Consider the following 16,382-nt stretch of genomic DNA (forward strand, 5'->3'; position numbering starts at 1 on the left):
GGCGCGCCCTCGCGCCGATCGTACGCGCGGGCGCCCCGCTCCCAGCCGGAAAGCCGGATGCGGGGCGCCCGCGACACGGGCCGCCGCAACACCGCGGCGGACCGTGGACGTCACCAGAACCGACGGCGCTTGGCCTTCTGCGGCCGCAGCATGTCGGCGCCCTTGGTGAGCAGTCGGCTCACCCCGGTCGGGCCGCGACGGGCCTCCAGGGAGTGGCTGAGCCGGCGCGCGCCGGCCGCCGCCAGCGGCACGGCGACCGCCATGACCGCCCACTGGGCAATCCGCTTCTGAATCATGTGGGTTCACCTCCGCAATCTGCCTGCTGTCCGGATTGATACCCAGCAGGTGGCGTCGGTAAGCGCGACCTCAGGTGGTGGGGGCCACCGGATTGGGCAGCGCGCCGCCGAAGCGGCGGTCCCGCTGGGCGTAGAGCTCGCAGGCGTACCAGAGGTGCCGGCGGTCGAAGTCCGGCCAGAGGGTGTCGAGGAACACCAGCTCCGCGTAGGCGGTCTGCCAGAGCAGGAAGTTGGAGGTGCGCTGCTCCCCGGACGGGCGGAGGAAGAGGTCAACCTCGGGGACCTCCGGGTGGTAGAGGTATTTCGCGATGGTCTTCTCGGTGACCTTGCCCGGGTCGATCCGGCCGGCGGCCGCGTCGCGGGCGATCGCGGCGGCCGCGTCGGCGATCTCCGCCTGACCGCCGTAGTTGACGCAGAACTGGAGGGTCAGCGTCGAGTTGCCCCGGGACATCTCCTCGGCGGTCTGCAGCTCGGAGATGACGCTCTTCCAGAGCCGCCCGGCCCGACCCGACCAGACAACCCGGACGCCCAGGTCGACGAGCTGGTCGCGGCGGCGCCGGATGACGTCCCGGTTGAAGCCCATGAGGAAGCGGACCTCGTCCGGCGAGCGCCGCCAGTTCTCGGTCGAGAAGGCGTACGCCGACAGGTAGGGGATGCCCAGCTCGATCGCGCCCTCGATGGTGTCGAACAGGCTGTGCTCGCCCTGCTCGTGACCCTTGGTCCGGGGCAGCCCACGCTCCTTGGCCCAGCGGCCGTTGCCGTCCATCACCACGGCGACGTGCTTCGGCAGGGCCTCGGCCGGCAGGGCCGGCGGGCGGGCGCCGGAGGGGTGCGGAGTCGGTGGCACCGGCTCGCGCCGGCCGGCCCTCATCGATCGGATCACTCGGTAATCTCCCTGTTCACACCAGCGACGGCGGGCCCGTCGCCGGTGCGCGGCGGGACCACACCCGGCCCCGCGCCGCCGGGCGGCGGGACCGCGCGGGACGCCGGGGCACCCCGGTCGACCAGCGGCAGCGAGCGTAGCGCGCGTTCCAGGTGCCACTGGAGGTGCGCCGCGACCAGGCCGCTGCACTCGCGGCGCACGCCGGTCTCGGTGGCGTCGGCGTACACCCAGTCGCCGGTGGTCAGCGCGGACATCAGCTCGATGGTGGCCGGCGCGGGATGGGCGGCGCCCGGGGGCCGGCAGTCCGGGCAGACCGCGCCCCCGGCCGGCACGGAGAACGCCCGGTGCCGCCCCGGGGTGCCGCACACCGCGCACGCGATCAGCGCCGGCGCCCAGCCCGCGAAGGCCATGCCGCGCAGCAGGTAGGCGTCGAGCACCAGGGTGGTGGCGTGCTCGCCGGTGGCCAGCGAGCGCAGCGCGCCGAGGGTGAGCTGGAACAGCCGCAGCGAGGGTTCCCGCTCGATCGGGGTGAGCCGCTCGGCGGTCTCGGCGATCGCGCTGGCCGCGGTGTAGCGGGGGTAGTCGCCGAGGAACCGCTTGCCGTAGAGGTCGATCCCCTCGGCCTGGCTGATGGTGTGCAGAGAGCTGCCGTGGTTGCCCTTGGGGTCGCCGGCGAGCTGGAGGTCGACGTGCCCGAACGGCTCCAGCCGGGCGCCGAACTTGCTGGTCGTGCGGCGGACGCCCCGGGCCACCGCGCGCAGCCGGCCGTGCCGGCGGGTGAGCAGGGTGATGATCCGGTCGGACTCCCCCAGCTTCTGCACGCGCAGCACCACCGCGTCGTCGCGGTAGAGCTGTCGGCGGTATCCGGCCATCGGTCCATTCTCCCTCGGGGTGCGATCTCAGGGTCTCCTCGGGGTGGATCGGCGGTCGAACCCGGATGCGCCGCCCGCACGGTCGGCCGTAGCGTCCTGGCCATGGCTCTGCACCGGACCGCCGTGGCCGCCGCCGCGGCCGCCTCCCTGATCGTCCTCGCCGGGTGTGACACCCTGTCGTTCCGCCGCCTCGACTACGACCAGACCGAGCAGGTGAAGATCACCAAGATCACCCTGCCGGCCGGCGGCGCGGGTGACGTGACGATCCGGGCCACCGGTTCGGCCGACCAGGTGCGGATCAAGCGGATCGTCCGCTACGAGGGCGGGGAGCCGAACACCCGCTACGAGATCAAGGGCGACGAGCTGGTGCTGCCGAGCGACTGCGGCTCCCGGTGCACGGTCTCCTGGGAGGTGACCGCCCCGGAGGGGGTGACGGTGCGGGGTGAGACCAGCTCCGGGAACGTCTCGCTGCACCGGGTCGGCCCGGTGGACTTCACTCTGAAGTCCGGCGACATCAACGTGACCGAGGCCCGCGGCGAGGTCCGCGCCGCCACCACGTCGGGGAACATCGAGGTGGTCGACGCGACCGGCCCGGTCCGGCTGCGCGCCTCCTCCGGTGACATCAGCGCCCGCCGGCTCGCCGGCGGGGTGGACGCGGAGGCCACCTCGGGCAACCTCGTCGTCGAGCTGGACCAGCCGGCCGCGGCCCGGCTGCACGCGACCAGCGGCGACGTCGACCTGACCGTGCCCGAGGGCCGGTACCGGGTGCGGGCGGACGCGAAGTCCGGCGACACCGATCTCGCCGTGCCGAACGACCCGGGCGCGTCCCTGCTGCTCGACGTCTCCGCCACCAGCGGCAACGTGACGGTCAAGCAGCGCTGAGGGCGGTCGCGGGTCAGCCGGGGGCCCGTCCCGCCCGCTCCGGCGCCCGGCGCGGGCCCGGCACCCGGGCGCCCGCGGTCGCCAGTTCGGTGCCCGCGCCGGCGGGCGCCGGGCTGGCCGGTGCGGCCGCCGCCCGCTCGGCCACGGTCCGCCGGGGACGGCCAGGCACCAGTTCCGGGGTACGCCGGGCAGCCCGGTCCTCGACCCAGCCGACCAGCAGGGTGACCACGCCGACCAGCGCGAACACCAGCGCCACCCGGATCGCCAGCCCGAGCAGGTCCTGGTGCGACCAGCCGACCACGTCGACCAGCGGGGTGAGCGCCACCACGAACGGCATGTGCCAGAGGTAGACGGTCAGCGCGCGCCGGTTCAGCACGGTGACCACCCGGCCCAGCACCGGCGTGCGGTCGACCCAGGCCGCACCCGCGGGCGCCCGGCCGATCGCCACCAGGATGAACGCCGCCGACCACAGCGCATTGCCCAGGTGGATGTCGTTCAGGTCGTGGCCGCGCGGCCCGGGGTGGGTGAAGATCCAGCCCAGCCCGGCCGCGCCGAGGGCGAGCGCGAGCGGCACGAGCACCCGGTTGGCCGTGCGGCGCAGCAGGCCGTCGTGGTGGGCGAAGCCGAGCACCCAGGCCCCGAAGTACAGGCCGAACTCGCGCAGCACGGTCGGCGGGTCCGCCAGCACGCCGAACTCGATCGCCGCCAGCAGCGCGTACGGGGCCAGCAGGGTGGGCAGCGGGGCCCGGCGGAACAGCCACAGCGCCGCCGGCGAGGCCAGCACGAACCAGAGGTAGTCCCGCAGGTACCAGATCGGGCTCAGCGCGAGCGCGCCCCAGTGGTTGGCCGGCGGGTCGCTGACCGGGAAGAGCCAGAGCAGCACCTTCGGGGTGAGCGGCAGCCCGGTGAGCAGCATGGCCGGCACGAAGACCGCGGCGAGCACCCAGAGCGACGGCAGCAGCCGGCGCAGTCGCCGCCCCACGGCCGGTACGCCGCTCCGGTCCAGCGACGCGGCCATCAGCGAGCCCGCGAGCGCGAACATCACCGACATGGCCGGGAAGACCAGGGTCAGCGTCGCCCATCCGGTGACGTGGTAGACGACGACTCGAATGATGGCCAGGGAGCGGAGCAGGTCGAGATATCGGTTTCGCATCAGCTCGCGGGGGCGTCGGGGGCGGGGGGCTAACTCCTCCCCTACCCTCCGATCCGCCCGGACGAAACGATGCGCGGGCCGGGGTCAAAAGTGAAACATTCCATAAAGCAGACCGATCCGGACCATCCCGGCGACTCCGCAACGCGAACCGCCGGCACCGAGGATTCGGGGCCGGCGGTTCGGGGCGTACGGGGTCAGAAGCCGAGCTTGCGCAGCTGCTTCGGGTCGCGCTGCCAGTCCTTCGCGACGCGGACGTGCAGGTCCAGGTAGATCCGGGTGCCGAGCAGCTCCTCGATCTGCCGGCGCGCCGTGATGCCGACCTGCTTGAGCCGGCTGCCGCGGTGCCCGATCATGATCGCCTTCTGGCTGGGTCGCTCCACGTACACGTCCGCGTAGATCTTGGTGACGTTGCCCTCGGGGATCATCTCCTCGACCACCACGGCGATCGAGTGCGGCAGCTCGTCCCGGACCCCCTCCAGAGCGGCCTCACGGACCAGCTCGGCGACGAGCACCTGCTCCGGGTCGTCGGTGAGCATGTCGTCGGGGTAGAGCTGCGGCGACTCCGGCAGGTAGCCGGTCATCACGTCGACCAGGGTGTCCACCTGGTGCCCGGAGACCGCGCTCACCGGCACCACGTCGGCGAACTCGCCCAGCTCGCTCACGGCGAGCAGTTGCTCGGCCAGCCGCTTCTTGTCCACCAGGTCGGTCTTGGTGACCACGGCCAGCACGGTGGCCCGCAGGCTGGCCAGCTCGCCGGTGATGAACCGGTCGCCCCGCCCGATCGGCTCGTTCGCCGGGATGCAGAGGCCGATCACGTCGACCTCGCTCCAGGTCTCCCGGACCAGGTCGTTCAGCCGCTCGCCGAGCAGCGTGCGGGGACGGTGCAGGCCCGGGGTGTCGACCAGCACGAGCTGCGACTCCGGCCGGTGCAGCACCGCCCGGATGATGTGCCGGGTGGTCTGCGGCTTGTTCGAGGTGATCGCGATCTTGGTGCCGACGATCGCGTTGGTCAGCGTCGACTTGCCGGCGTTCGGCCGCCCGACGAAGCAGCCGAAACCCGCCCGGTAGGGACGCTGCTGGGCCTCGCTCACTCGACCACCGTGCCGAGGACGGCGCCGTCCGGGGCGGCCACGTGGATCGGCGCGTCGGCGGAGAGGTCGCGGACCGCGGCGTGCCCCGCGCCGTCCAGCGTCGAGGCCTCGGTCACCACGACCGCCGCCTCCAGCCGGCTCGCGCCCGCCGCCACCGCCGAGGCGACCGCGAGCTGGAGCGCGGTCAGGGTCAGCGACGGCAGCGCCACGCTGGCCGCCGCGTACGTCCGGCCGTCCTGGTCGCGGACCGCCGCGCCCTCCACGGCGCCGACCCGGCCCCGCGCGCCCCGGGCCAGGACGACCAGCTTGCCGTCCTCGGCGCTCAACTCGCCCGGGTCGGACGGGGTGGGCCGGGCGGCCGGCACGGCGGGTGACTCAGGCATCGGCGGGTTGCCTCTCCTCGGAACGGTTCTGGTTGCCGCGGGGATCGGCCTGCTCGCCGCGCCCCGCGCTGTCCGGCGCGTCGCCCGGCTCGACCCGGCTGACCAGCACGGTGTCGATCCGGTTGCGCCGCCCGGTGGTGCCCTCGGCGATCAGCCGCAGCCCGGCCACCTCGGCCCCGGAACCGGGGATCGGCACCCGGCCGAGCGCCTGGGCCAGCAGGCCACCGACCGTCTCCACCTCGTCGGTGGGCAGTTCGGTGTCGAACAGCTCGCCCAGATTCTCCACCGGCAGCCGGGCGGTCACCCGCACGGCCCCGTCCGCCAGGCGTTCGACCGGCGGGCGTTCGACATCGTACTCGTCGGTGATCTCGCCGACGATCTCCTCCAGGATGTCCTCGATCGTGACGAGGCCCCCGGTGCCGCCGTACTCGTCCACGACGATGACCAGGTGGTTGCGGGCCGCCTGCATCTCCGAGAGCAGGTCGTCGACCGGCTTGGACTCGGGCACGAAGGTCGCCGGGCGCATCAGCTCGGCCACCGGCATCTGCCGGGCCTCCGGTGCGCCCTGGATCCGCCGGATCAGGTCCTTGAGGTAGAGCACGCCGAGCACGTCGTCGACGTTCTCGCCGATCACCGGGATCCGGGAGAAGCCGGAACGCAGGAAGAGCGCCAGCGCCTGCGCGAGCGTCTTGCGTTCCTCTATCCACACCATCTCGGTGCGGGGCACCATCACCTCACGGGCGATGGTGTCGCCGAGCGCGAAGACCGAGTGGATCATCTGCCGCTCGCCGTGCTCGACCACGCCGCGCTGCTCGGCCAGGTCGACCAGCTCGCGCAGCTCGACCTGGGTGGCGAACGGCCCCTCACGGAAGCCGCGCCCTGGGGTGACCGCGTTGCCGATCAGGATCAGCAGCGAGGCCAGCGGGTTGAGCGCCCGGCCCAGCCAGCGCACCAGGGGCGCGACCGCGCGGCCCACCGCGTAGGCGTGCTGCCGGCCCAGGGTGCGCGGCGCGACGCCGACCACCACGAAACTGACCACGGCCATCGCCACGGCGGTGACCAGGGCGGCCCGCCAACCGGCGCCGAAGGTGTCCACCGCCACCAGCGCGACCAGCGTGGTGGCGGTCAGCTCGGCCAGCAGCCGGAGCAGGAGCAGCAGGTTGAGGTGGCGGACCACGTCGCCGGCGACCGCCTGGAGGGTGCGCGCGCCGCGCGCCCCGTCCCGGGCCAGCTCCGCGGCCCGGGCCGGCGAGACGGCGGCCAGCGCGGCCTCGGTCATCGCGATCAGGCCGGCGAGCACCACCAGCCCCGCCGCGACGGCGAGGAGAGTGAGATCGGGCAGGCCGGCGGGCGCGCCGCCGGCCGCCAGGGTGGTGATCACTGCGATCGGGTCGACCGCCAGCTGGCCAGCAGCCGGGCCTGGAGACCGAACATCTCCCGCTCCTCCTCCGGCTCGGCGTGGTCGTAGCCGAGCAGGTGCAGCACGCCGTGCACGGTGAGCAGGTGCAGCTCGTCGGCGGTGGTGTGCCCGGCGGTGGCCGCCTGCTTGGCCGCCACCTCCGGGCAGAGCACGATGTCGCCGAGCAGGGCCGGCTCACCGCCGGCCGGGGAGCTCTCCCCCGGGCCGTGGTCGACGCTGCCCTCGTCCATGGGGAAGGCGAGCACGTCGGTCGGGCCGTCGCCACCCATCCAGCGGTGGTTCAGCTCCGACATGTATTCGATGTCGACCAGCAGCACGGAGAGCTCGGCGAGGGGGTTGACCCCCATCTCGTCGAGGGCGTGCCGGGCGACGGCGAGCACGGCGTCGGTGTCGACGTCGGCGCCGGACTCGTTGGCGATCTCGATGGACAACTGTCTTCCTCTGATGGTTAGCGGCGCCGGCCGGCCCGGCCGCCCTGGGCGGTCCGCCCGGGCACGGCGTGCACGCTCTGCGCCTGCTGGTTCTCCCGCTCGGCGTCCCAGCGGGCGTACGCGTCGACGATCTCGCCCACCAGCTTGTGGCGCACCACGTCGGAGCTGGACAGCTGGGCGAAGTGCACGTCCTCGACGTTGCCCAGGATCTCCCGGACCACCCGCAGGCCGCTCGTCGTCCCGCCGGGAAGGTCGACCTGGGTGACGTCACCGGTGACCACGATCTTGGAGTTGAACCCGAGCCGGGTGAGGAACATCTTCATCTGCTCGGGCGTGGTGTTCTGCGCCTCGTCGAGAATGATGAACGCGTCGTTGAGGGTGCGACCCCGCATGTACGCCAGCGGCGCCACCTCGATCGTGCCGGCGGCCATCAGCTTCGGGATGGACTCCGGGTCGAGCATGTCGTGCAGCGCGTCGTAGAGCGGGCGCAGGTAGGGGTCGATCTTCTCGTTCAGGGTGCCGGGCAGGAAGCCCAGCCGCTCCCCCGCCTCGACCGCCGGCCGGGTCAGGATGATCCGGTTGACCTGCTTGGCCTGGAGCGCCTGGACGGCCTTCGCCATGGCCAGGTAGGTCTTTCCCGTGCCCGCCGGGCCGATGCCGAAGACGATGGTGTGCGCGTCGATGGCGTCGACGTAGCGCTTCTGGCCCAGGGTCTTGGGACGGATGGTGCGGCCGCGCCGGGAGAGGATGTTGAGCGTCAGGACCTCGGCGGGCCGCTCGGTGCCGCCCTGCTCGAGCATCCCGACCGTACGCCGGACTGCGTCAGTGGTCAGGGTCTCGCCTTTCTCGATCAGTTCGAGCAGCTCGCTGAAGAGTCGCTCGGCGAGGGCGTTGTCGGCGGGCGCGCCGGTGATGGTGATCTCGTTGCCCCGCACGTGGACGTCACTGTTGACCGAGCGTTCGACGAGCCGCAGGATCTCGTCGCCCGCGCCGAGCAGATTCACCATGATCTTCTGGTCGGGGACCGTGATCCTGGTCTGCACCCGGGGCGGGCCGGGAGGTGGGGTGCCGGTCATAGGTCGGGCCCGTCGGGCCCTGCGCCACCTGCTCTCGAACTCGGCGCCGGGCCCTGCTGGCGCGGCGGTCGTGACTCCCATCGTATCGGGTCAACACCCGCGGCACCGTGTCCATTTCCGTCGGGCGCGAGCCGGCGGAACAGAGCCCTCGCCGTCGCCGTGGAGATCAGCTGCCGGCGCGGAAGTCGTACCCCTCGAAGGTCTCCTGGTGCCGGGTGAACCGGTAGGTGGCCCAGTGCAGGCGCACCACCGCGCCGCGCTCGTCCCGGGTCAGCCGGAGCAGCTCGCCCACCTCCCGGCCGGCGACCGTGCGGAACACGTCCGGCCGGTCCGGCAGCGGGGCGAACACCGAGGGCGGCTTGCCGGCCGGGTCGTCCGCGCCCCGGGCCCGCAGCGCCCCGTCGTGCCAGGAGAAGACGTACTCGAAGCCCTCGCCCCACCAGCGGCCGAGCAGGCCGCGCAGGTGTTCCGGGGCGGGCGCGCCGGGCCGCCACGGCTCGACGTCGGCCGGGTCGTGCTCGGCGGCGGCGGCGAGCAGGCGGTGCGGCAGCTCGAAGACCTCCACGCCGGTGCCGGAGGAACCGAGCACCGCGCAGCCCATCGCGCCGGCCGTGCCGTCCCCGCCGTGCCGGCCGTAGACGGCGGCCAGGAAACCGGGCATGGCCCCGTCGTGCCCCACGTGCATCACCCGCCCCGGCTGCGGCACCAGGATCAGCCCGAGGCCGAAACCGCCCGCCCAGAGCGTCTCGTCGGTGGTGGTCAGCGGCCAGCGCATCTCGTCGAGGGTGGCCGGCGCGAGCACGGCGCCGGCCGGGTCCAGCGCCGCCGGGTCGGCCAGGAAGGCCGCCCAGCGCGCCATGTCCGGCGCGGTGCTCCAGAGCTGCGCGGCGGGGGCCACCGCGCCGAAGTCGGTCGGCGGCTCCGGACGGGCCTCGTCGGAGTACGCGTCGACCAGGAACCCGGTCGCCGCCCGGTCGCCGGGCGCGGTGCCGGTGGCGGCCAGCCCGAGCGGGGCGAGCACCCGCTCGGCCAGCACCTCGGCCCAGGTGCCGCCGCGCAGCCGGGCGACCAGCTCGCCGAGCAGGGCCATGCCGAGGTTGGAGTAGTGGTAGCGCCGGCCGGTGGGCAGCACCCGCTCCACCCGGGCCAGGTCGGCGAGCAGCTCGCTGACGTCGGGCGCGCGGAGGCTGTCCCAGACGTCGCCGTGCGGCTCGCGCTGCAGGCCCGCGGTGTGCGACAGCAGCCGGCGTACGGTCAGCTCGCCGTGCGCCGGCAGGTCGAGGTGCCGCCCGATCGGGTCGTCCAGGTCGAGGAGCCCCTCGTCACGGCACTGCATGACCAGCACCGCGGTGAAGGTCTTGGTGACCGAGCCGATCCGGAAGACCGACTCCGGCCCGAGCGCCGTGTCGTTGCCGGTCCCGCCGACCGCGCAGGTCCACAGCGGCCGGTCGGCCCGGTGCAGGGCGACCGAGACGGCCGGGATCCGCCCGTGGGCCTGCGCCTGCCGCACCATCCGGCCGAGCCGGTCATGCACCGTGATCATGAGGGCAGTCTAGGCAGCCCGTCAGCGGCACAGCATCGGGCCGAGCGGGGCCCCGCCCAGCAGGTGCGCGTGCACGTGGAAGACCTCCTGGCCGCCGTACGGGCCGGTGTTGAACATCAGCCGGAAGCCGTCCACCGTGAGCCCCTCCTCCTCGGCCACCACGGCCGCGGTGCCCAGCAGCTCACCGGCCAGCCCCGGGTCGCCCTCGGCCAGGGTGACCACGTCCGCGTAGTGCTCCTTCGGGATCACCAGCACGTGCGTGGGCGCCTTCGGGTCGATGTCGCGGAAGGCCAGCGTGGTGGCGGTCTCGCGGACGATGGTGGCCGGGATCTCCCCGGCGACGATCCGGCAGAACAGGCAGTCGGTTCCCATCGGGGCATGGTAAATCGTGCCGTACCGGCTGAGGCATGATGTGCCGCGTGACTTCTCGGGCGGTACTGGTGACGGGGGCCTCGCGCGGCATCGGCCGCGCCGTGGCGCGGGCGTTCGCGGCGGGCGGGGACCGGGTGGCGATCCACCACCGGGACTCCGCGGAGCTGGCCGAGGCGCTGCGGGCGGAACTGCCCGGCGACGGGCACGTGATGGTCCGTGCCGACCTGGCCGACCCGGACGCCGTGCGGGCCATGGTGGACGAGGCGGCGCAGCGCCTGGGCGGTCTCGACGTCCTGGTCAACAACGCCGGCGTCTACGGGCCCCGCGACCTGCCCCACCCGGTCTTCGGTAACACGTACGACCAGTGGCGGGAGCAGTGGCGGCTGGTCCTGGAGACCAACCTGACCGGCGCCGCGAACGCCACCTGGTGCGCCGCCCAGCACATGCGCGAGCGGGGCGGCCGGATCGTGAACGTGTCGTCCCGGGGCGCCTTCCGGGGTGAGCCCGAGCAGCCCGCGTACGGGGCGAGCAAGGCGGGGCTGAACGCGCTCGGTCAGTCGTTGGCGCTGGCCCTGGCCCCGTACGGCATCGCCGTGGCGACGGTCGCGCCCGGCTTCGTGGCGACCGACATGACCACGACCCACCTCAGCGGCGAGCGGGGCGACGCGATCCGCGCCCAGTCCCCGTTCAACCGGGTGGCCCGCCCCGAGGAGATCGCCGCGGCGGTGCACTGGCTGGCCAGCCCTGAAGCGGAGTGGGCGTCGGGAACGATCGTCGACCTGAACGGCGCCTCCTACCTCCGCACCTGACACGCCCACTCGCAGCGCCGTGCGGGGCGGGTCTACCAGCGGGACAGGCGGGTGGACAGGACGGTCAGCGCGGCCACGCCGGCTGTTGACGTGCGGAGCACCGACGGGCCCAGGCGGACCGGGCGCGCGCCGGCCTCCCCGAAGGCCGACAGCTCGGTGTCGGTGATGCCGCCCTCGGGGCCGACCACCAGGACGATCTCGCCGGCGTCGGGCAGCTCGACCGTGGTCAGCCGCTCCTCGGCCTCCTCATGCAGGACGAACGCGGCGGCCGCCCCGGCGATCCGCCGGGTCACCGTGGTGGTCGACTCGTCGGGCGTGCCCGCCACCACCGGCAGCCACGGCCGGCGGGCCTGCTTGGCCGCCTCCCGGGCGGTGGCCGCCCACTTCTCCCGCGCGCGTACGCCCCGGTCCCCGCGCCACTGGGTCACCGAGCGGGACGCCGCCCAGGGGACGATCTCGTCCACCCCGACCTCGGTCATCGCCTGCACGGCCAGCTCGCCCCGGTCGCCCTTGGCGATGCCCTGCACCACGACCAGCCGGGGGACGGACGCGTCGGCGTACCCCCGGGAGGTGACCCGGAGGTCGAGGGTGCCCCTGCCGACGGCCGTGACCACCGCGCCGGCCGTGCCGCCCCGCCCGTCGGCGAGCAGCAGCTCCTCGCCGACGCGCAGCCGCTGCACGGTGGCCGCGTGGTGCCCCTCGGGGCCGTCCAGCGTCAGCGTGTCACCGGTGGGCAGCGCCTCGACCAGGAACAGCGGCGCCGACACCTCAGGCGTGCCCGTTGAAGGCGTCGCGCATCCGGGAGAAGAAGCCGCCCTGCTTGGTCAGCTCGGCGACCTCCTCGCCGCGGGTCTTGGCGAAGTCGCGCAGCATCCGCTCCTGGTCGGCGTCGAGCTTGGTCGGGGTCCGCACGTCGAGGTGGACGTAGAGGTCGCCCCGGCCGGTGCCGCGCAGGTGCGGCACGCCCCGGGCGCGCAGCCGCAGCGTGCTGCCCGGCTGGGTGCCCGGCTTGACGTCGACCGTCTCCTCGCTGTCGAGGGTCTTGATGGTCAGCCGGGTGCCGAGCGCCGCCGCGGTCATCGGCACGGTGACCCGGCAGTGCAGGTCGTCGCCCTTGCGCGAGTAGACGTCGTGCGGGCGCTCGTGGATCTCGACGTAGAGGTCGCCGGCGGTGCCGCCTCCCGGACCGACCTCGCCCTGCTGGGCCAGCCGGATCCGCATGCCGTCCTCGACGCCCGCCGGGATCTTGACGGTGAGCGAGCGGCGGGTGCGCACCCGGCCGTCGCCCGCGCAGGTCGGGCAGGGGTGCGGGATGGTGGTGCCGTAGCCCTGGCAGACCGTGCAGGGCCGGGCGGAGACCACCTGGCCGAGGAAGGTCCGCTGCACCGACTGCACCTCGCCCCGGCCGCCGCAGGCCTCGCAGGTGGCCAGGTGGGTGCCGGCCGCGGTGCCCGCGCCGGAGCAGGTGGTGCAGAGCACGGCGGTGTCGACGGTGATCGGCGCCTCGACGCCGAACGCCGTCTCGTTCAGGTCCAGCTCCAGGCGCAGGATCGCGTCGGCGCCCGGCCGGGTACGCGGCCGCGGGCCCCGGCTGCCGCCGGCCGCCCCGCCGAAGAAGGCGTCCATGATGTCCTGGAAGCCGACGAACGGGCCGGCGCCGCCCGGACCGCCCGGACCCGCGCCCCCGCCGCCCGGGGCGAGCGGATCGCCGCCCAGGTCGACGATCTGCCGTTTCCGATCGTCCGAGAGCACCTCGTACGCGGCGTTGATGTCCTTGAACTTCTCCTGTGCCTCCGGGTCCGGATTGACGTCCGGGTGGAACTGCCGCGCCAGCTTGCGGTAGGCGCGCTTGATCTCGTCATCGGAGGCGTCCCGGCTCACGCCGAGAATGCCGTAGTAGTCCCTGGCCACTGCGTTCGGTGTCCTCATGTTCGTCTCGCGTTGCGCCGGTCGTCGGCCGGAGCCGGCCGTCGGTCTGACTGGTCAGTTCTGGGCCAGCAACTCGCCCACGTAGCGTGCCACGGCCCTCACCATGGCGATATTGCCGGGGTAGTCCATCCGGGTCGGCCCGAGCACGCCGAGCCCACCGACGATCGTGCTGCCCGGGCCGTACCCGGTGCTGACCACCGAGGCGGCGCGCAGGTTGTCGATCTCGTTCTCGTCGCCGATGAGCACCCGGGTGGTGCTCGGTTCGGCCTCCCCGATCAGCTTGAGCAGCACGACCTCCTCCTCGAGAGCCTCGAGGATCGGGCGCAGCGAACCCTGGAAGTCGAGCAGGCCGCCCCGGGTGAGGTTGGCCGTGCCGGCCAGCGCGATGCGCTCCTCGTGCCGTTCGACAAGGGTCTCCAGCAGCACGCTGGAAAGCGTGGCCATGGCCGGGCGCAGCTGCGGGGTCGACTCGTCGACCAGGGCCTGCACCAGCGGCGGGGTGTCGGAGAGCCGGGAGCCGACCAGCTTCTCGTTGACCACCCGGCGCAGGTCGGTCACGTCGTCGGGGGCGACCGGCCCGGGCATCTCGACCAGCCGCTGCTCGACCCGGCCGGTGTCGGCGATCATGACGACCATCAGCCGGGTGGTGGAGATCGGCACCAGCTCCAGGTGGCGCACCTTGGAGCGGGCCAGGCTCGGGTACTGCACCACGGCGACCTGCCGGGTGAGCTGGGCCAGCAGCCGGACCGTGCGGTGCACCACGTCGTCCAGGTCGACCGCGCCGACCAGGAAGCGCTCGATCGCCCGGCGCTCGGCCGGGCTGAGCGGCTTGACCCGGGAGAGCCGGTCGACGAAGAGCCGGTAGCCGCGGTCGGTGGGCACCCGGCCGGCGCTGGTGTGGGGCTGCCGGATGTAGCCCTCCTCCTCCAGCACCGCCATGTCGTTGCGGACGGTCGCCGGAGAGACGCCCAGCTGGTGGCGCTCGACCAGGGCCTTGCTGCCGACCGGCTCCTGCGTGGCGACGTAGTCCTCGACGATCGCGCGCAGCACGGCGAGCTTGCGGTCGTCGAGACCCATCTCCCCACCTCCTGACGCACCTCGTCCGCCCCGGCGCGCGGCGTCCGCCGGGCGTCTGGCACTCGACTGTAGCGAGTGCCAGTCTACGTCGGCCGACCCGCCGACGCGATGATCAGCGACGTACCTCCGGTGCGGCCCGCCGCACATCCGACCCGCCAGGGCCGAACAGCCGGACATCCCGGGCGATCTCGCTCTGGTGTGCCCTTGCCCCCGGGACCTACCGTGACGTCCATGACTGAACCTCCTCGCCCTCCCGGAGCGGGGGACTCCGGCGCACCGCCGCCGGAGCCGACCCCGCCGTCGGCACCGTACGGCTCGTCGCCGGCCGGCGAACCACCCACCGCACCACTGTCCGGGGCGCCGGCCGGGGGCGGCTATCCCCCGCCCGGTGGCTATCCCCCACCTCCCGGCGGCCAGCCGCCGTCGGGCGGCTACCCACCCCCGGGCGGCTATCCCCCGCCGGGCGGCGGCTACCCGGGCGGCGGCGCCTACGGGCCGCCCGCCGGCTACGCCAACAACGACGACAAGACCTGGGCCCTCGTCGCGCACTTCGGCGGGGCGGCGGCGATGTTCGTCAGCGGCGGTGTGCTGGGGTGGCTCCCGCCGCTGGTCGCCATGCTGGCGCGGGGCAACCAGTCCCCGACCGTGCGCCAGCACGCGGTGTCGGCGCTCAACTTCCAGCTCGTGTGGTCGATCGTGGGCCTCGTCGGCTGGATCCTGAGCTGCATCCTCGTCGGCTTCCTCGCCGTCGGCGCGGCCGTCATCATCGGCGTGATCTTCGGCATCATGGCCGGAGTGAAGGCCAACGAGGGGCAGCCCTACCGCTACCCGATGTCGGCCAACCTGATCAAGTGAGCCCGGCCCGGCCGGCCCGGAGGGCCGGCCGGGCCCGTCCGGGCAGCGTCGGGGGCGACCGCGTGGGCCGGCCGGGTCCGGTCAGGGCAGCAGGTCGCGGACGACCGCGTCGGCGAGCAGCCGGCCGCGCAGGGTGAGCACCGCCCGCCCGGCGGCGTACGCGCCCGCGTCGAGCAGGCCGCCGGCCCGGGCCCGCTCGGCGCCCGCCCGGCCCGCCTCGTCGAGCCCGGACAGGGGCAGCCCGTCGGCGAGCCGCAGCCGCAGCATCACGTCCTCCATGTGCGCCTCGTCCGGCGTGAGCACCTCCCGGGCCAGGCCGGGCGACTCCCCGGCGGCCAGCCGCTGGGCGTACGCGGTCGGGTGCTTGACGTTCCACCAGCGCACCCCGCCGACGTGGCTGTGCGCCCCCGGGCCCAGGCCCCACCAGTCGGCGCCGGTCCAGTAGAGCAGGTTGTGCCGGCACCGGGCCGCTTCGGAGCGGGCCCAGTTGGAGACCTCGTACCAGGAGAAGCCGGCCGCGCCGAGGGCCGCCTCCGCCGCGAGGTAACGGTCCGCCGCCACGTCGTCGCTGGGATACGGCAGCTCGCCGCGGCGCATCCGCGCGGCCAGCCGGGTGCCGTCCTCGACGATCAGGGCGTACGCGCTGACGTGGTCCACCCCCGCCGCGACCACCTGGTCCAGCGAGGCGGCGAAGTCCTCGGCCGACTCCCCCGGCGTGCCGTAGATCAGGTCCAGGTTCACGTGGTCGAACCCGGCGTCCCGCGCCTCCAGCGCGGCGGCGGTGGCCCGGCCGGCGCTGTGCTGCCGGTCGAGGATCGCCAGCACGCCGGGCGCCGCGGACTGCATGCCCAGCGAGATCCGGGTGTAGCCGGCGGCCCGCAGCGTCTTGAGCGACTGCGGGGTGACCGTCTCCGGGTTGGCCTCGGTGGTCACCTCGGCGTCGGCCGCCAGCCCCCAGGTGCGGTCGATGCCGTCGAGGATCCGGGCCAGGTCGTCGGCCGGGAGCAGGGTGGGCGTGCCGCCACCGACGAAGACGGTGTCGACCCGGGGCGGCGGGGTGTCGCCCAGCACCCGGCCGGCGAGAGCCAGCTCGGCCAGCACGGTGTCGGCGTACGTCTCGCGGCTGGCGCCGCCGCCGAGCTCGGCGGCCGTGTAGGTGTTGAAGTCGCAGTAGCCGCACCGGCTGGCGCAGAACGGGACGTGCACGTACACGCCGAAGCCGCGTGCGCCGACGGCGCGGCGGGCGGCAGGGGGCAGCGCCCCGTCGCGCGGGACGGGTTCGCCTTCTGGAAGGACGCCGGGCATGGCCA

At 74.0% G+C, this 16,382-nt stretch carries 18 protein-coding genes; 3 read left to right on the forward strand and 15 right to left on the reverse strand.

Going from position 1 to position 16,382, the window contains the following annotated elements; all coding sequences use genetic code 11:
• Nucleotides 1–110: 110 nt before the first annotated feature.
• From ACQP12_RS26435 to recO, 3 genes are all read right to left on the reverse strand, one after another.
• Nucleotides 111–296, reverse strand: coding sequence for a hypothetical protein (locus ACQP12_RS26435; protein WP_254337650.1), 186 nt, complete (start codon nucleotides 294–296; stop codon nucleotides 111–113).
• A 70-nt stretch (nucleotides 297–366) separates the two neighbouring features.
• On the reverse strand, nucleotides 367–1,167 hold the full coding sequence (locus tag ACQP12_RS26440; RefSeq protein WP_357940024.1) for an isoprenyl transferase: 801 nt from the start codon (nucleotides 1,165–1,167) through the stop codon (nucleotides 367–369).
• An 8-nt stretch (nucleotides 1,168–1,175) separates the two neighbouring features.
• Entirely contained in the window at nucleotides 1,176–2,051 is an 876-nt protein-coding gene (gene recO, locus ACQP12_RS26445; protein ID WP_357939152.1) for a DNA repair protein RecO, read from the reverse strand.
• Nucleotides 2,052–2,153: 102 nt separating this feature from the next.
• Between recO and ACQP12_RS26450 the strand changes: the two genes are divergently transcribed.
• Nucleotides 2,154–2,933 (forward strand): DUF4097 family beta strand repeat-containing protein, encoded by a 780-nt coding sequence (locus ACQP12_RS26450; protein ID WP_357939150.1) that lies wholly within the window; start codon nucleotides 2,154–2,156, stop codon nucleotides 2,931–2,933.
• Between the two features lie 13 nt (nucleotides 2,934–2,946).
• On the opposite strand, the gene ACQP12_RS26455 is transcribed toward ACQP12_RS26450, so the two are convergent.
• The 8 genes from ACQP12_RS26455 to ACQP12_RS26490 form a co-directional block, all read right to left on the reverse strand.
• Nucleotides 2,947–4,086 (reverse strand): acyltransferase family protein, encoded by a 1,140-nt coding sequence (locus tag ACQP12_RS26455; RefSeq protein WP_433282858.1) that lies wholly within the window; start codon nucleotides 4,084–4,086, stop codon nucleotides 2,947–2,949.
• Nucleotides 4,087–4,280: 194 nt separating this feature from the next.
• On the reverse strand, nucleotides 4,281–5,177 hold the full coding sequence (gene era / locus ACQP12_RS26460) for a GTPase Era (RefSeq protein ID WP_433282860.1): 897 nt from the start codon (nucleotides 5,175–5,177) through the stop codon (nucleotides 4,281–4,283).
• Nucleotides 5,174–5,560 (reverse strand): cytidine deaminase, encoded by a 387-nt coding sequence (locus ACQP12_RS26465; RefSeq protein ID WP_357939142.1) that lies wholly within the window; start codon nucleotides 5,558–5,560, stop codon nucleotides 5,174–5,176. The genes era and ACQP12_RS26465 overlap by 4 nt, the downstream gene beginning before the upstream one ends.
• Nucleotides 5,553–6,938, reverse strand: a complete 1,386-nt coding sequence (locus ACQP12_RS26470; RefSeq protein ID WP_433289461.1) for a hemolysin family protein — start codon at nucleotides 6,936–6,938, stop codon at nucleotides 5,553–5,555. Before ACQP12_RS26470 ends, ACQP12_RS26465 begins: the two co-directional genes overlap by 8 nt.
• Nucleotides 6,938–7,411 (reverse strand): rRNA maturation RNase YbeY, encoded by a 474-nt coding sequence (gene ybeY, locus ACQP12_RS26475; protein WP_151464132.1) that lies wholly within the window; start codon nucleotides 7,409–7,411, stop codon nucleotides 6,938–6,940. The genes ACQP12_RS26470 and ybeY overlap by 1 nt, the downstream gene beginning before the upstream one ends.
• A 17-nt stretch (nucleotides 7,412–7,428) precedes the next feature.
• Nucleotides 7,429–8,487, reverse strand: coding sequence for a PhoH family protein (locus ACQP12_RS26480; protein ID WP_357939140.1), 1,059 nt, complete (start codon nucleotides 8,485–8,487; stop codon nucleotides 7,429–7,431).
• A gap of 166 nt (nucleotides 8,488–8,653) precedes the next feature.
• Nucleotides 8,654–10,030: a serine hydrolase domain-containing protein gene (locus ACQP12_RS26485; RefSeq protein WP_433282862.1), complete on the reverse strand. Its 1,377-nt coding sequence runs from the start codon at nucleotides 10,028–10,030 to the stop codon at nucleotides 8,654–8,656.
• 21 nt (nucleotides 10,031–10,051) lie between these two features.
• Complete coding sequence (locus ACQP12_RS26490; protein ID WP_355665666.1) at nucleotides 10,052–10,402, reverse strand: histidine triad nucleotide-binding protein; 351 nt, start codon at nucleotides 10,400–10,402, stop codon at nucleotides 10,052–10,054.
• A 47-nt stretch (nucleotides 10,403–10,449) separates the two neighbouring features.
• Here ACQP12_RS26490 and ACQP12_RS26495 point away from each other — a divergent pair, with 47 nt between their 5' ends.
• Nucleotides 10,450–11,211 carry an SDR family NAD(P)-dependent oxidoreductase gene (locus tag ACQP12_RS26495; RefSeq protein ID WP_433282865.1) on the forward strand — a complete coding sequence of 254 codons (762 nt, stop codon included), beginning with the start codon at nucleotides 10,450–10,452 and terminating at the stop codon, nucleotides 11,209–11,211.
• 32 nt (nucleotides 11,212–11,243) lie between these two features.
• On the opposite strand, the gene ACQP12_RS26500 is transcribed toward ACQP12_RS26495, so the two are convergent.
• The 3 genes from ACQP12_RS26500 to hrcA form a co-directional block, all read right to left on the reverse strand.
• The gene (locus ACQP12_RS26500; protein WP_357939134.1) at nucleotides 11,244–11,978 is read right to left on the reverse strand and encodes a 16S rRNA (uracil(1498)-N(3))-methyltransferase; all 735 of its coding nucleotides are present in this window, start codon (nucleotides 11,976–11,978) and stop codon (nucleotides 11,244–11,246) included.
• 1 nt (nucleotide 11,979) lies between these two features.
• Nucleotides 11,980–13,122, reverse strand: coding sequence for a molecular chaperone DnaJ (gene dnaJ, locus ACQP12_RS26505; RefSeq protein WP_189198120.1), 1,143 nt, complete (start codon nucleotides 13,120–13,122; stop codon nucleotides 11,980–11,982).
• A gap of 72 nt (nucleotides 13,123–13,194) precedes the next feature.
• Nucleotides 13,195–14,217, reverse strand: coding sequence for a heat-inducible transcriptional repressor HrcA (hrcA, locus tag ACQP12_RS26510; RefSeq protein ID WP_357939132.1), 1,023 nt, complete (start codon nucleotides 14,215–14,217; stop codon nucleotides 13,195–13,197).
• Between the two features lie 231 nt (nucleotides 14,218–14,448).
• Between hrcA and ACQP12_RS26515 the strand changes: the two genes are divergently transcribed.
• Complete coding sequence (locus tag ACQP12_RS26515) at nucleotides 14,449–15,072, forward strand: DUF4870 domain-containing protein (RefSeq protein ID WP_357939130.1); 624 nt, start codon at nucleotides 14,449–14,451, stop codon at nucleotides 15,070–15,072.
• A gap of 81 nt (nucleotides 15,073–15,153) precedes the next feature.
• On the opposite strand, the gene hemW is transcribed toward ACQP12_RS26515, so the two are convergent.
• Nucleotides 15,154–16,377 (reverse strand): radical SAM family heme chaperone HemW, encoded by a 1,224-nt coding sequence (hemW, locus tag ACQP12_RS26520; protein ID WP_433282869.1) that lies wholly within the window; start codon nucleotides 16,375–16,377, stop codon nucleotides 15,154–15,156.
• Nucleotides 16,378–16,382: the final 5 nt, after the last annotated feature.

The organism is Micromonospora sp. CA-244673 (genome assembly GCF_050948395.1).
GTDB lineage: Bacteria > Actinomycetota > Actinomycetes > Mycobacteriales > Micromonosporaceae > Micromonospora.